General features: G+C 37.0%; 3 protein-coding genes, 1 pseudogene and 1 riboswitch. Of the genes and pseudogenes, 1 reads left to right on the top strand and 3 read right to left on the bottom strand.

The genetic code is table 11. The features are described from left to right. Positions 1-75 precede the first annotated feature (75 nt). Positions 76-15019, top strand: a pseudogene (locus MHH42_RS07990) (DUF7507 domain-containing protein). Between the two features lie 66 nt (positions 15020-15085). On the opposite strand, the gene MHH42_RS07985 reads toward MHH42_RS07990, so the two are convergent. From MHH42_RS07985 to MHH42_RS07975, 3 genes are all read right to left on the bottom strand, one after another. After that, positions 15086-15226, bottom strand: a complete 141-nt coding sequence (locus MHH42_RS07985) for an FbpB family small basic protein (RefSeq protein ID WP_001228051.1) — start codon at positions 15224-15226, stop codon at positions 15086-15088. Positions 15227-15555: 329 nt separating this feature from the next. Further along, the gene (locus MHH42_RS07980; protein WP_000757079.1) at positions 15556-16422 is read right to left on the bottom strand and encodes a 5'-3' exonuclease; all 867 of its coding nucleotides are present in this window, start codon (positions 16420-16422) and stop codon (positions 15556-15558) included. Between the two features lie 132 nt (positions 16423-16554). Continuing rightward, positions 16555-17280: a P-type ATPase gene (locus MHH42_RS07975; RefSeq protein ID WP_000967618.1), complete on the bottom strand. Its 726-nt coding sequence runs from the start codon at positions 17278-17280 to the stop codon at positions 16555-16557. A gap of 344 nt (positions 17281-17624) precedes the next feature. Continuing rightward, a riboswitch (M-box (ykoK) riboswitch) is annotated at positions 17625-17790 on the bottom strand. Positions 17791-17909 lie beyond the last annotated feature (119 nt).

The following is a 17909-nucleotide window of genomic DNA, read 5'->3' as shown; positions in this document are numbered from 1 at the left end:
TCGTACATGTTTCCCTTTATTTATCACACACATATCCTATTTTGACCAAGACTATATTGTAAATGAGGTGACAACATGCCCATTACGAATCGATTTTCTACCACCACAAACGGCGCACTCGCTATTACAGGAAATACTTTAGGCTTAAGTAAAATTAGTAATCAAAATCGTGCTGGTACAATCGGGGCAATTGGTGCATTCGCAACTACGAATACCGCTTTACAAGTACCTATTTTTCCTGCTGGTACAACGTTAAACTATACACAAAATAGTTCTACCGCTATTTTAAATATCCCTGCTGGTAGTACTATTCTTTACGCAGAACTCGTTTGGGGTGGAAACTATTTATCTCGTGATCAAAACATTACGAGTGTATTAGGAAACCCAGTTTCCTTTACAACACCTGTTTCAACATACTCGATTACTCCTTCAGCTGTTACGGCTTCAAACCAAACATTCGTTTCAAACTCTATTACATTTGGCTTTTACACTCGTTCAGCAGACGTAACAACCCTTATTCAAGTGGGAGGTTCTGGTTCCTATACTACAGGCGCGGTTCCTGGACTTGTAGATCCTATAGATGCTTCTAATGGAACAATTAATTCGGCTGGATGGACGCTTATCGTCGCTTATCAAAACGGGACATTGCCAGCAAGAAACTTAACCATTTATGTAGCGGGTAACCGTGTTTCTGCTGATACTGGTAGTGCAGATGTAGCTGTTTCTGGATTTTTAACACCTTCAGGAGGACCTGTAAGCGGGAGATTATTTTTAAGTTCTATTGAAGGAGATGCAGATTTAATAGGGGATCAAGCATTATTTGGACCAAATTTCAGTTCATTAAATGCATTATCTGGGCCAAATAATGCTGTAAATAATTTCTTCGGTTCTCAAGTTAATAATGCTGCAGGAAACTTAGATACAACTGGGACATTTGGAACGCGAAATCAAAGTGCTTCTACAGGTACAAACATCTCCGCTGGAAGACAGGGCTGGGACATTACTTCCATTGACATTTCCTCTTATTTAACAAACTCACAAGTATCCGCCGCAATCCGTTTAACTACTAACGGAGATGCATATATGTTAAATACAGTCGGCTTACAAATTAATATAAACTCCCCAAATATACAAGCAACGAAAAGCGTAAATAAAAGTGTTGCTGCAATTGGAGATATTCTCACTTATACAGTTACTATCCCTAACACCGGACTTCTTCCCGCCAATAACGTTATTTTTATAGATAGTCTCCCTAATGGTACTTCCTTTATACCTGGCACTGTAACGGTAGATAACGTACCACAAACAAATGCAAATCCTGCCGCTGGTATATCTCTTGGAACAATTAACAATAGTGCCTCTCGTACAATAACTTTCCAAGCGACTGTCGTTTCTCTTCCAAATCAAAACCCGATTTCTAACACTGCGAATATTACATTTCAATATACACCAATTGCCGGGGGAACGACTTTTAACGGTCTTGCAACAAGTAACTCTGCAGGAACACAAATTAACCTCGCAGATATTAATGGCACAAAATCAGTTAACAAACTTTTTACCGATATTGGTGAAACATTAACTTACAGTATTGCCTTAGCTAATGTAGGAAATATCGCTGCAACGAACGTTATATATACGGATCCGATTCCTAACGGGACTACTTTCATTCCAGGGAGCGTAACTGTTAACGGGGTTACTCAAGTGGGAGCAAATCCGGCTAATGGTATATCAATTGGATCGATTGCTGCAAATTCCACTACTACTATTTCATTTCAAGTATTCGTTCCTTCTATCCCTCAAACAACTCCAATATTAAATAGTGGTACAACAACATATCAATACATTCCTGTACCAAATCAACCGGCAGTAAGTGGGACTGATACGACCAATATCGTATCTACTCAAGTGAATAATGCTACTGTAACTATGGCAAAAGCAGTGGATAAAAATTTTGCAGATATTGGTGATACACTGACTTACACTGTTTCCTTTACAGGTACAGGTAATACGAATGCGAACAATGTTATTTTTACAGATGTCATTCCTACAGGAACAACTTTTGTCCTAAACAGTTTAACAATAGATGGCACGACACAAGCGGGAACAAATCCGGCTAACGGTGTGAACATAGGATCCATCCCAACTGGCACAACAAAAAATGTTTCATTTCAAGTAGTAGTAAATGCAATACCCGCATCAAATGTCGTATCTAACGGATCAAGCGCTTCTTATCAGTACACCGTCAATCCTAGCCAATCACCCGTTACGAAAAACATTTCTTCTAACGTCGTTACTACACAAATTAACAACGCGAACTTAACATTAACAAAATCAACTAACAGATCCACTTCCAAATGGAACGATATTAACTCCTGGTACTGTAACACTAAACGGGGTTTTGCAAAATGTAGATTCTCTCGTTGCATTACCTATCGGTACAATTCCTGGCGGAGCTACTTTTACCCTTTCTTTCCAAGTAACAGTCATCAATATTACGACCCAAAATCCTATCATTAATAACGCCTTCGCTTCTTATCTATATACTGTAAATCCAAGTTTGCCACCGACTTCAAAAACAGCAAATTCTAATTCTGTTACATCAACAATTAGATTAGCAAATCTCCATGCTAATAAATCTGTAGATAAAACGTTTGCGGAAGTTGGCGATGTATTAACTTACACCTTTACTCTTACTAACGATGGAAATGTTGCGGCGAACAATGTATTACTATCCGATTCAATTGCGAATGGTACTGCCTTTGTACCGAACAGTGTTATAGTTAACGGTATTTCTCAACCGGGCGCAACACCAGCTAGCATCACTATTGGTAGCATCAATGCTAATGCTACAATTACAGCTTCATTCCAAGTATTAATAACTAGCATTCCAAACCCAAATCCTATTTCGAATAGTGCCTCCATTTCCTATAACTTTATCGTTGATCCAAATGCTTCACCTGTAAGTAAAAATACAACTTCAACCACTACATTTACTCAAGTAAACGATGCAAATGTCATTTCAGCCAAAACAGTGGATAAAGTGTTCGCTACTGTAGGGGATGTATTAACTTATACCGTCGTTTTAACGAATGCAGGAAGTGTTTCTGCTGATAATCCAACTTTCGTAGATACAAATCCAGATGGCACTACCTTTATTCCAAACACTTTCCTTATTAACGGTGTACTTCAAAATAATGCAGATCCAAATATAGGTGTTCCATTACCTGCCATTCCTGCTAACAGCTCACTTACCGTCTCTTATCAAGTAACTGTCATCTCTTTACCAGCACAAAACCCAACAATAAATTCATCTAGTACACAATATAGTTTCATTTTAAATCCGGGTGATCCACCAACTATAGAAACATCTTTAAGTAATACTGTAAGTACACAAATTAATGTAGCAAATGTAGTTATTGTCAAACAGGTAGATTTAACTATTGCTGATGTTGGGCAACCAATCACATATACAATTGCCCTAGCTAATCCTGGGAATACTCCAGCGAATAATGTAGTTGTTACCGATATACTTCCTCCTGGTACGACTCTCGTACCAAATAGTATTTTTATAGGTGGTGCTTTACAGTTAGGTGCGGATCCAAGCGTTGGTCTTCAAGTTGGTACTATTCCAGCAGGTGGTATTACAACAATTGTCTTCCAAATTAGTGCAAATAGTTTACCTTTACCAAATCCAATTCAAAACAGCGCTGCACTTCAATATAGCTTTATCGCCGATCCAAATTTACCTGCTGTTGTGAGAAACGCTACTAGTAATATAGTAACTACACAAATTAATACTGCTAATATTGTTGCTACGAAGCTAACAAGCACAAATTTCGCTGATGTTGGTGATGTCATATTATATGCAACTATTTTAACGAATAACGGGAATATCCCTGCTTCTAATGTAACATTTACAGATATCATTCCAGCGGGTACCCTCTTTATTCCTAATACTGTAACGATTAACAATATTCCTATAGCCAATGCAAATCCTGCTAACGGCATTTTTATCGGTACGATAGGAGCGAATGCATCACGTATCGTTTCATTTCAGATTTTCGTACCAAGTATCCCTGCTGTAAATCCGATTACAAATCAATCAGGCACTACATTCCAATACACGTACGATCCATCCAAACCAGTTGTAATGCAGATGATTGCTTCTAACACTGTACAGACAACTATTAATAATGCAACGATTACCGCTGCAAAATCTGCAGATAAACAGTTTGCGAACGTAAATGATATTATTACGTACACGACTACTTTAACGAATAACGGGAACACACTTGCATCAAATGTAATATTTACAGATGTAATTCCAAACGGAACATCGTTTATTCCTAATAGTGTTACTGTAAACGGGAATACACTGCCTAATGTCAATCCAGCAAGCGGAATTGCAATCGATCCAATAAATCCGAATGCGCATACGATCATCTCGTTCCAAGTACAAGTAAATTCTATCCCGAATCCAAATCCAATCCCGAACCAAAGCAATACAACGTACCAGTATGTCGTAGATCCTAACTTACCTCCAGCATCCGCTAATGCGCTGAGTAATGTAATAACAACCCAAATTAATAACGCTACTATTGTCGCTACGAAGTCTGTGAATACACCGACAGCTGCAATTGGTGATATCGTTACCTATACGATTGCAGTAACAAATACAGGTAATATCCCTGCTAGTGCAACTGTTTTAACGGATGGGCTTGGCGCAGGAGCTTCATTTATCCAAAACTCCGTAACGATCAATAATGTTCCACAACCAGGATTAGATCCATCACTTGGTGTTCACTTGGCAGATATTTCGCCAGGAGATACTGTATTCATTACTTTTCAAGCACAAATTTTAGCGATACCGCCTAGTGGCACATTAACAAATAATGCTCTTGTAAATTATGAATATACCGTGAATCCAAACCAATCTCCTGCTGTTGGTAGCACCGTAACAAATACAACAGTTACACCAATTATTGACGCTACTTTAGTAATAAATAAAAGCGCTAGTACAACTTTCGCTACAATTGGTGATACAATTACATTCACTTCATCTGTTACAAACACCGGAAATACTACTGCGAACAACATTATTTTTACTGATACAATTCCAAACGGTACTACCTTTATCCCAAATAGCTTTAAGATAAATGGTGTAACCGTTCCGAATGCAAATCCACAAAATGGTATCAATATTGGTAACTTGAATTCAAATGTATCTGTTACACTCAGTTTTCAAGTGAACATTACAACACTTCCAAACCCGAATCCAATCCCGAACAAATCATCGCTTCAATATAGCTTTATTGTAGATATAAATGAACCGCCAGTTTCACGAACAGTTCAATCTAATAAAACTTTTACACAAGTAAATACTGCTTCTGTTATCGCAACAAAAACTGCAAGCAGTGCTTTTGCTGCTGTTGGAGATACAATTACGTATACAACTACCCTCACCAATAGCGGAAATACTACCGCAAACACACCTGTTTTTATCGATATATTACCACCTGAACTTTCATTCGTTCCTGATAGCGTACAAATTAATACCATCCCACAACTTGGATTTAGACCAGATAGCGGGATTTCTTTAGACTCAATTCCAGTTGGAGGAACGATAATAATTAGCTTTCAAGCTATCGTTGACTCAATACCAGCTACAAATCCAACTTTGAACCAATCTAGCACGACATACTTGATCATTGTTGATCCTACCCAACCACCGGTGACAGAAACCGCTACAAGTAATCCAACTTTAGTTCAAATTAACGAAGCAATTATTCAAGCAACGAAAAGTGTGGATCGACTATTTTCTGACGTAGCACCTGGAAATTCATTTTTAACGTATACTGTTTTATTGGAGAATATAGGAAACACAACTGCTACGAATATCATTTTTACAGATCCTATTCCAAACAATACAGTATTTATAGAAGATAGCGTTCGAGTAGGCGGGGTTTTATTACCTGGGGTAAATCCAGCGAATGGGATACCAATTGGGGATATTATTGCAGGAGATTTTACAAATGTCACCTTCCGCGTGCAAGTAGTTAGCATTCCAAATCCAATTTTCACAATTGGACCTGGTGGACCAAACTCACCGGTTGTAAATGGTGCCTCCATTGACTATCAGTTTATGACAGGACCTAATTTACCACTCGTTTCAAGAAGTACGACATCCAATCCGGTTTCGACACAAATAAATTCCGGAGAAATTGTGGCAATCAAATCTGTAGATAAAACTTTCGCAACGATTGGCGATACAATTTCTTATACAATTACATTAAGTAACCCTGGAAATGTCACTTCACAAAATATAATTTTCACAGATATTTTACCTGACGGAACGACATTCATATCTGGCACTCTTACAAACGATTCTGGTACACAGCAAATCGGAAATCCAGCTAACGGGATTCAGATTGGAAATATAAACCCAAATGGAACGGCCGTTATTACTCTCAACGTACTTGTTACAAACATTCCAAGTATAAATCCAATTTCTAATTTTAGTTCGGTACAATTTGCACATGTGATTGATCCTAGCCAACCTGCCGTATCACAAACGAATGTATCTAATACGGTTTCGACAACTATTAACAGTGCGATATTAACAACCCAAAAAAGTGTGGATAAATCTATTATTTCCGTCGGGGATACACTTACGTATACAACAACTATTACAAATACAGGAAATACACCAGCTACAAATATAACTTTTACAAGTGCAATTCCTCCTAGTACTACTTTTATACCAGATTCCGTCACAATAAATGGCATCCAACAGCTTGGTGCACAGCCAGCACTCGGAGTAAATATACCAAATATCGCGCCTGGTGAAACAGTAACTGTTACCTTCCAAGTAAATGTTATTTCTGTTCCCCCTTCAAGTTCAATTATGGGTAATGACACAATTTTATATTCTTATACTGTTGATCCAAACAGCACTCCTGCTACTACTTCTACTTCAACGAATATCGTTACAACCCCAGTACTAGATGCTATGATAACGATGATTAAATCAGTCGATCAAACACTTGTAACGCTAGGTGATACCATTACCTATACGACCATTTTAACGAATAACGGAAATACAAATGCAACGAATATTACTTTCACTGACCTTATACCAGATGGTACAACGTTTATTACTGATAGCGTTACAATAGATGGCATCACGCAAATTGGTCTTAATCCTAATACAGGTATTACGATTGGAGCAATTGCTCCTAGCAGCTCAATATCTATAGCATTTCAAGTGACCGTTACTTCTACACCAGTTCAAAATCCTATTGCAAATTCCGCTACTGCTTCGTACACATTCATCGCTGATCCAAATGCACCGATTGTTTCAAGAAATGTTACTTCAAATACAACGTTGACTACAATTAATACAGCTACCATTCTTTCACTAAAACAAGTCGATAAGTCCTTTAGTCGTATTGGAGACACACTCACCTATACTGTCACTTTAACAAACAACGGAAACTCATCCGCACAAAATGTTATTTTCACAGATACAATACCGAGCGGAACTACATTTATTGCAAACACATTTTCTATTAATGGAATTCCTCAAAGTGGTGCGGATCCATCGAACGGTGTAAATATTGGTCCTATAACAGCCGGGACTACAGTAAATGTTTCCTTCCAAGTAAACGTAATCTCATTACCAACCGAAAACCCAATTGTAAATTTCTCATCGACATCGTATCAATTAGTCTCACCACCTGATGCGGAAACTTCAATTAGTAATCCTGTTTCAACGCAAATTAAAGAAGCCATATTATCCATGACGAAAAATGAAAGTGTATCCTTTGCAGATATCGGGCAAACTGCTTTTTATACTACTTCTATTTCGAATGTAGGCAATACGGATGCAACGAATATTGTATTCACAGATGTATTACCAAGTGGACTCACGTTTGTTCCTAACACATTAACTGTCGATGGTATTTTACAACCTGATGCAAACCCAAATACAGGTGTATTACTTGCAACACTTCCACCAAATGAAATATATAGTATTGTTTTTCAAGTTACAGTGAACAGTATTCCACCTAGTAATCCGACACCCAATACAGCATCTACTAATTATGAGTTTACTGTTGATCCAAATAATCCTCCTGTTTCAAGTACAGCTAATTCTAACACTACGCTTCTTCAAATAAACAACGCGACTATTATTAGTACAAAAACAGCGAATCTTACTTTTGCGGATATTGGTAACATAATAACGTTTACACTTAACCTTCCTAATACAGGGAATGTGGCTGCAACTGATGTAACGATTATCGATATTCTTGATAGCAATTTAAGTTTCGTTCCAAACAGTTTCACAGTTAATGGGCAAACCATTCCAAACGCTGATTTATCCACTGGTGTAAATATAGGCTCCATTAATGGTAGTAATGCGGCAATCGTCACATTCCAAGCAACTGTTACTACACTTCCAACACTTAATCCCATTTCTAATTCTGCTTCTACCACATATCATTACGTCGTTGACCCTAGCCAGCCATCTATTACAACTTCCAATCAATCTAATACAACGACAACACAAATTAATAGTGCTATCCTTACTGCACAAAAAAATTCAAATGTATCTACGGTAGATATCGGGCAGGATATTACCTACACCGTTACAATTACAAATAGCGGAAATGTTAGTGCAACGAATGTTATTTTTACCGACCTTATTCCAGACGGAACTTCCTTTGAACCGAATAGTTTTACACTTAACGGAACTAGCATCCCAAATGCGGATATCGTTACAGGCGTTCCAATTGGTGATATCGCGCCAAACGAATCTGCCATTGTAGCATTTCATATTAATGCCAATGAAATTCCGCCTATAAATCCTATTACCAATCAAGCTAGCGTTAGCTTTCAACATATCGTTAATCCAGCCAATCCTCCAGTTTCAAAAAACATTACTTCCAATAGTGTTACAACAAAAATTGAAAGTGCTATTTTAAACACTATGAAAATAGGAGATAAAGCATTTGCAACGATTGGTGATACGATTACGTATACAACGACTATTACGAACACAGGAAATATTCCAGCTAACAACGTTGTTTTCTCAGACCCTTTACCGACATGGACACAATTTGTTGCAGGATCCGTTGTTGTTGATGGCACTCCATTACCATCTGCTTCCATTATTGACGGTGTTGGTATAAATACAATCAATCCAAATCAAACTGTAACAATCATATTCCAAGTGCAAATCGTAAGCAATCCAACAACGTTCACACCTGAACTCCAAAACTTAGGGTTTGTTAACTTCCAATATAACGTAGGCAATGCATTACAGGCTCAGCCTGGCAACGTGGAAACGAACGTCTTCGTTACTTCTATTAACTCAGCAATAATTTCAGCTGTAAAAACTGCTAGTACAGCCTTTGCGAATATCGGAGAAACGATCACTTATACGGTTTTGATTCAAAATAGCGGCAATACAAACGCTACGAATCTAAACTTCTCAGACCTGATTCCAGCAGGAACGATCTTTGTTGAAAATAGTTTTGCTGTAAATGGCAGTATCATTCCAGGGGCAAATCCAAATAATGGAGTTAATATCGGAACCGTTAGCGCGAGTAGTTCCTTAACTGTTACTTTCCAAGTCATAGTTACATCTACTCCACCTTCAAACCCAATTACAAACGTAGCATCTATTCAATACGCATTTATTGTTGACCCGGCAGCCCCTCCTGTTACAGGCACAATAAATTCTAATAGCGCTTCAACACAAATTAATAACGCTACTGTTACAACGGTTTTAGAAGCAAATCGAACAATCGTATCTATCGGAGATGTAATTACGTATACAGCAACATTAACAAACACTGGAAACTTTCCTGCAAATTCTGTATTACTCATTAATGGGATTCCTGAAGGGGCATTATTTGTTCCAAATAGTGTTACGCTTAACGGGATTTCACTCCCAGATGCAAGTCCAACACTCGGTATTCCAGTTGGTATTATCGCACCAGGTGATTCTGCTACTATTACGTTCCAATTTCTTGCAACTTCTATTCCATCTCAAGGGGCAATCATAAATCAAGCCATTACAAGTTACACGTATATCGTCGATCCGAGTCAACCTCCAGTTACAGCAACATCCTCATCTAATACGGTGACTACAGCTGTCGTTGATGCATCGTTATCTGCAACTAAAAATACAGATTCTCTCGTACAATCTACTGACGGTACAATCACTTACACAGTAGTCGTTCAAAATAACGGAAATACAACTGCAAATACAGTTACTTTAACAGATTTAGTCCCAGAAGGAACTGCATTTATCCAGAATAGCGTGACCATTAATAACATCTCAGTTCCAGGTGCCGATCCAAACGTAGGAATACCATTAAACTCCATCGCGCCGTCAGAAATCGTCACCGTCACATTCCAAGTTATCGTCCAATCCATTCCAAGCGTGAATCCAATTTCTAATACAGCCCGTATTGACTATACTTTTATCTCTGATCCGACCGCTCCTATCATCTCTCGAACAATTACGTCTAATCCAGCTTTCACACAAATTTCGGACGCGACTGTTCTTTCTTTAAAAGCAGTCAATGCACAACAAGCAACAACAGGTGATATTTTGACTTATACGATAACACTAGAAAATACCGGAAATATTCCAACTACTAATCTCATATTTTCGGATACTATCCTCCAAGGGACTACATTCGTAGAAAATAGTTTTACACTTAACGGAACAGCTATACTTGGTGCAAATCCAAATGTAGGTGTTACTTTGCCTAACCTAGCAGCAAACGCTACTCACCTTATTTCGTTCCAAATTCTTATTAACGATTCATTCTCGCAAGAATCAATTACAAATCAATCCAATACAACGTATACAATTCAACCAGATCCAGGGCAACCGCCTATTACTGAAACATCTACAAGTAATATCGTCATTACAAATTTCGTGCAAGCACAATTGACAATTACAAAAACATCCAATCCAACAACTGTAGATATTGGTGGAACTATACTTTATATTTCTGAAGTGAAAAACATCGGTAATGTTGATGCAATAAATATTATTTTCACAGATTCTATTCCAGCTGGGACTACATTCGTTCCCGATAGTGTCACAATTAACGGTGTCCTGCAGCCAGGTGTAAATCCAGAAAACGGAATACCGATTGGAACAATTCCAGCAAGCAGTTCCAAAACGATACTATTTCAAGTGCAAACAAATAATCCACCTACTGAAACTGAAATTGTAAATCAATCTTCAGCAACTTACCAATATGTAAGTATTCCTACAGCTCCACCGGTGAATCGCTCTGCAAATTCTAACGTTGTTACAACATCACTTCAAAATGCAAATATTATTTCTGTCAAAAGCGCGGATGTAACTTTCGTAGCAATTGGGCAAACTATTACCTACACAAATACACTACAAAACATAGGAACCGTTCCAGCTAACAATACCGTGTTCATTGATAACATTCCAGAAGGTACTATATTCGTCGAAGATAGCTTATCAATAAATAATGTGATTCAGCCTGGAGCAAATCCTGAAAACGGAGTAATTCTTGGCACGATACAACCAAATGAAACAGTCACTATTTCATTCCAAGTACAACTTACAAATATACCAGAGAACAATACAGTCATTAACATTTCAGACACTTCATATGAATACCAAATTGACCCTAGTTCTCCAATTATTCAGCGTAGATCGTTATCAAATGCAGTAAACACGGAAGTGCGGACGGCTAATGTTCGTGCAATTAAATCCGCCAATAGATCCATTACACGCATCGGTCAAATCATCGCATATACAGTCGCAGTTACAAACGCTGGTACAGTACCTATTACAAATACTCTCCTAATTGACGCGATTGCAGCTGGCACCACATTCGTTCCAAATAGCATCCTTGTAGATGGCATATCAAGGCCTAATGAAAATCCAATTACTGGAATCACCCTTAATATTATCCTTCCAAATAATACGATTATCGTTACATTCCAGGTAAATGTAGTCTCTACACCTTCTCAAAATAACATTAATAATATCGCCGTCATCCACTATGAGTATCAACCAGACCCAAGCTTACCACCAATTTCAGAAACGACCTCCTCCAATACTACAAATATACAATTTATTGATGCTATTCTTATCGCTACAAAATCCGCTAATACAGTATTAGCTAATATTGATGAAACCATTGAATATACAGTACTCATTCAAAATAACGGATCCACTACAACTAACTCCATCTTTTTTACAGATACTATAGAGGATGGAACAGTATTTATTCCAGAAAGTGTCATAGTTAACAATACTGTACTTCCTGCAGCAGACCCGAATATCGGCTTTTCCATTCCTAATATCGCATCAGGTCAAATGGCTACAATAACATTCCAAGTTTCCGTTACGAATTTACCAGCTGTAAATCCAACACCTAATACTGCAAACATCGTCTACGACTTTATTTTCAACCCTGACTTTGCACCAATTCAAAAATCTACTATTTCCAACACTACTTTCGTTCAAATTAATGATGCTGATATCGTTTCACTTAAAACTGTTGATTTGACTTCTGTAACGATTGGTGGCATTTTAACTTATACAACAACTTTAACGAATACAGGAAATACGGATGCTACTGCTGTTGTATTTACAGACAACATTCCTGATGGAACAACCTTTATAGACGGTAGCGTTTTAGTAAATAACATTCCACAGCTTAACGCCAATCCAAGTACCGGTATACTCGTAGGAACGATTGCTCCTAACATTTCTATCCCAGTCACATTTTCTGTTACAGTCGTAGCTCTTCCAGCTAGCGGCCATGTTCAAAATCAATCAACTTCTCGTTATACGATAAACGGGGAAGAACAAATATCGAATAGTAACATTACCTTCACTGAAGTTATTTCTGCTAATGTAATTGCGACAAAAACAACACCTATCCAATATGCTGACCTACAAACTATCATTCCTTATACAATTTCCATCATAAATAACGGAAATATACAAGTGGAAAACATTATCGTTACAGATATCATTCCAGCAAATACGAGCTTTATAGAGAATAGTGTTATTGTGAATGGCAACGCTCGTCCAAATGACAACCCACTTAACGGTATACAAATTGATAGCATTCCGCCTAATACGACAGCAACTATTCTATTCCAAGTACGGGTTACTTCCATTCCGCAAACAAACCCAATCTCTAACACGAGTACAATTCAATATGAATACACAGTACCAGATCAACCACCTATTACCGAAACTATTATTTCATCAGCTGCCGTAACAGAAATTCATCACGCGAATTTAAATAGTAATAAAGCTGTTGACCTTGCATTTGCAACGGTCGGTGATACGTTAACGTATACGATTACCCTAAATCAAACTGGTAATGTTGCAGCAAATGATGTAGTTATTCAAGATATTATTCCTCAAGGTACTACGTTTATTGAAAATAGCGTCATTGTAAACGGAGAAACTCTTCCAGGAGTGAATCCAGTAAGCGGCATACCAATTGGCACTATAATGGTAGGTGGAAATGCTATCGCTTCCTTCCAAGTAACTGTAACTTCTATTCCAACACCAAATGAACTCAACAACGAAGCAATTACTACTTTTAACTATATAGTCAACCCAAATAACGTACCTGTTACAAATACGACTACAACAAATACTGTCACAACAACTGTCCAAAATGATAATGTTATTGCTATAAAATCTGCTGATGTCACGAATGCCTTACCTGATCAAACTTTAACGTATACTATTACGATTACGAATAGCGGTAATGTAACGATTGAAGACCTTCTTGCCAGAGACACCTTACCAATAGATACGACTTTTGTTGCTGGTAGTGTTACGATTAACGGAATCAATCAGCCTAATGAGAATCCTGAAAATGGTATTACATTAGGTAATCTTGCTCCTAATGAATCTGTTATTATTACGTTCCAAGTGACAATATCTTCTTCTACTCTTCAATCTACAATTAATAATAATGCTTCTGTTTCCTATACCGTTATCATCGATCCAACAAAACCACCTATTACAATTACAAAACAAACAAATACCGTTACAACGACAGTCATTGATCCGATGGTTCGCATTGAAAAAACAGCAGACAAATCTATCGCCGTTATAGGAGATATCATTACATTCACATTAGCGGTATTTAATCACTCCCCAATCCCGACAATCAGTACTTCTGTTATAGACAGTATTCCAGCTGGTACAACATTTATAGAAAACAGCGTAACAATTAACGGTGCTCCGGTTCAAAATGTTCGTCCAGACACTGGTATTAATATTGGTTCTTTATCTGCAGATACAGTAGCAACTATAACATTTCAAGTTCTCGTAACTTCTATTCCTTCAAACAGTACAATTATAAATTCTGCAATAGTTACCGCTGCTTTTCAATTAACACCACAGGATCCGATTATTACTTTCATTGTTAATTCGAATATTGTTCGTATACCTGTTCAATTTATTACTGCGACAGTCACGAAAAACGCTTCCGTCAGCTCAGCTTATTTAAATCAATATTTTGATTACACGGTGCGTATTACGAATACTTCCGAGATTTCACTTTCAAATATCTCGTTACAAGACACCATTCCAGCAGGTTTACAATTTATAAACGGCACTGTCTTCATTAATGGGGAACGCTCGCCATTAGCGAACCCGAATATCGGTTTCCTAGTCGCTACTAATTTGGAACCGAACGAAACAATTATCGTGTTATTCACAGTACAAGTGATAAGTCCACCTATTCATAATGAATTTAAAAACACAGCAAACGTTTCTTTACAACTTCAAATCTCGCCTACCGATCCACCAATTACAGTAACCGTTACAAGTAACGAAAACATCGTCACCTTTATTCCAGAAAATCCAGATGAAACACTACCAAATTTTAATTGTTTCTTTGACGGTGAACGTTTCATACGCATTACTCCTCGAAATATACGAAATTACTTTTGGACTTGGATTTGGTGGCGTTAATCAAAAAGAAAAAGCTTGTAGTTCGGATAATATCCAACCTACAAGCTTTTTTCATAAACAAAATTATCAATTGCTAGCAGCACTATATGCTACATGTCGTTTCTCAATCCGTTCTTCAATTTCTTTCATATTCTCTTTATTAGTTAGTAGGGATTGTTTATTTTCTATTAATAATTGTTTAAAGGATTTTCTCACTTTTTTTCGCATGTTTATTTTCCTCCTTGGGGGATGGTTTATATAAAAGATAACTTGAAACTTTAATCAATGAAAGGATGTACCCTCACTAATTATTAGCCTACATCAATCGGGCCTTTACAGGGAGTTACTCTTCCATCATCACTCTTTATTCAGCGATAATATTGATATAGAAGTCCCACCGCCCGTTAATGCGGGATAAGGATTTATCTGTGTAGACTTATAATAATTGATTGTTGTGAAATCCATTTGAACTTCACATGAAAATTCCGTTTATTTTCTGACAACTTTGTGAACAAAAAAAGAAAGACCGATTCATTCTAAATCGGTCTTTCTAGTATTTATAACATGTTTATTAATATTTCAGGTCTTCCCCAATTCATTTCGTTACATACAAAGCGTAGTTTTTCTTCGTCCATTGTGTGTAACCCTTCTTCTAACGAACATGAAATTGGAACTTCACAATGAATTTGCGCTAATTGTAAAGAGATATTTAAATTCTCTAAATCACTTTCAATTTTTGTACGCTGCGCTTTCGTTAATGATGCTATATTTTCTAGTACTGCCGATACTGTGCCGTATTCTTGAATAAGCTTATACGCTGTTTTTTCACCAATACCTTTTACGCCTGGATAGTTATCACTCGTATCTCCCATGAAAGCTTTCGCATGGACAATTTGCCAAGGTTCTACACCTTTCTCTTCCATGATTTTTTCCGGTGTGTAATACTCGTAATTTCCAATTCCTTTACGAAGAAGCATAACTGTAACATTCGTATCAACAAGTTGAAGTAAATCTGTATCACCTGTCAAAACATAAACTTCTGCTTCATTGCAATATTGTTTTGCAAGCGTACCAATACAATCATCCGCTTCATAACCTTTCATGCCTATTACAGGCATAGATAATTTCGCAGTCATTTCTTGCACTAAATCAAATTGCGGAATTAATTCTTCTGGCGGTGCTGCACGATTTGCTTTATAATTCGAGAAAGATTCCGTTCTAAATGTCGTACTTCCCATATCCCAGCACGTTACAATGTGCGTTGGTTCGATTGCTTGTGTTGCTGTTAATAAATGCTTCATATAACCATGAATCCCGTTCGTCGGGGTACCATCTTGTCGTTTCATAAATTGTCCGTAGACACTTGTTGCGTAAAAAGCACGAAATAATAGTGCCATACCATCAACTAATAATACTTTTTTCATAATTCCTCTCCTACTAACAAAAAATAATAACCTCACGTTATCACGTAAGGTTATATAAATAGATTACCATTCTACGTTTTTTCAACTTTGTCTATTATACATTGTTTTTATATATTTAGCATCATTAACACATTAAGACGTTCTACTGCAACAAGTATGAAGTATTCCTGAATACGTATTTTTACCTGTTGAAACAACTACAGCCTTTGCATTTCCACCAATAATATTAGTACCTTTAAAACATACATTTTCAAGTTCAAGTGGATTATAGTCTTTCATCCGTTTTAATGGAATAAATCTTTTACGTTCAAGGTGGTAGCAACTTTCAAATTTCTCAACATTTGCATCGTTCCCTGTCAACACAGATTCATTTACCAATAAATCATTTGCATAAATGATACGTACATCTGCCGGTACTATATCACCTTCTGAAAGAAAAATCATATCTCCTGGTACAAGTTCTTGTACTGGTAACTTCATCATTTTCAGTTCGTTATTTAGCCCTGTACTACTAGCACATTCTACTCTAGACACAGTAATTGTTTCACATTGCAATTGATCACGCACATGTTGTTTTGAAAAACCTGGAATCATTCCACTTAACTTCATTATTACTTCTGCAATACGCGCTCTTTTTGAAGTCAATTCATTTCGACCGTATACTTGAATACGTTTTTGCGCCTCTTTCATAGATAATCCGTCTCTTGTTGTTTTAAAATACGCAAATACAGATTTTACATCTCTTGTTGCAATTTCAATTAATAAATCTTTATTTTTTTGAAGCATTGTTTGTTCTTTCATTGATTTTTTACTTTGTTTATATGACGTGTTACCCACAGTTTTGTTTACATATAACATATTATCGTCTCCTCCTTTACAACATAGGAAGAAACGCTTTGTTTCTCAATTTATCCACTTTACCGTGAAAGTGTCTAGCGCTTAATTATGTATATAAACGCTACATTATGATAAATATAGAGGGAGGAACAAGTCGTTTCCTGCCTACATCATATATTTTTGATTTGAAGTATATGGGTAACGGAACCGAGTCAGAATTTGACATGCTCCTCACCTCCTCGTTTATTTTTATAGTTTATATTATGAAATGACTCATAGATTGGTAACAAAAAAGACCCTTACTCATAAGAGAGCAAAGGTCATTGCATACACAAATAAACGATTCCTAATATAATTAGAAATCTACGGACCTCTCCCTCGCCGAGTTTTAGCACTGTATAGCATAGGTTCATTACCAGCTACGTTAAGAAAAACCTTAATTCGATCATTCCTGTTGACCCATTGGCGTCTCTCGACATTTTTGGGCAGTAGCATTTCTCTATACAGGAGCCTCACCTAACAGAGACTTATTTTAATTACATAGAAAATGTTACTCTTATTTAAAATAGATGTCAACACTTTGTATGGAAACTTTTCCTTATTACAGAAAAGCCCTCTCTGTTGTTAGCCTATTTTCTCATATATAGTAC

It is taken from the genome of Bacillus sp. FSL L8-0099 (assembly GCF_038006385.1).
In the GTDB taxonomy this organism is placed as follows: domain Bacteria; phylum Bacillota; class Bacilli; order Bacillales; family Bacillaceae_G; genus Bacillus_A; species Bacillus_A toyonensis.
Note: the sequence above shows the minus strand (reverse complement) of the source record. Positions and strands in the feature narration are given on the sequence as shown.

What these genes read in the sequence shown, in the direction of transcription:
- MHH42_RS07985 (WP_001228051.1), bottom strand. Translation starts at nt 15,226, where the DNA reads ATGCGAAAAAAAGTGAGAAAATCCTTTAAACAATTATTAATAGAAAAT.
- MHH42_RS07980 (WP_000757079.1), bottom strand. Translation starts at nt 16,422, where the DNA reads ATGAAAAAAGTATTATTAGTTGATGGTATGGCACTATTATTTCGTGCT.
- MHH42_RS07975 (WP_000967618.1), bottom strand. Translation starts at nt 17,280, where the DNA reads ATGTTATATGTAAACAAAACTGTGGGTAACACGTCATATAAACAAAGT.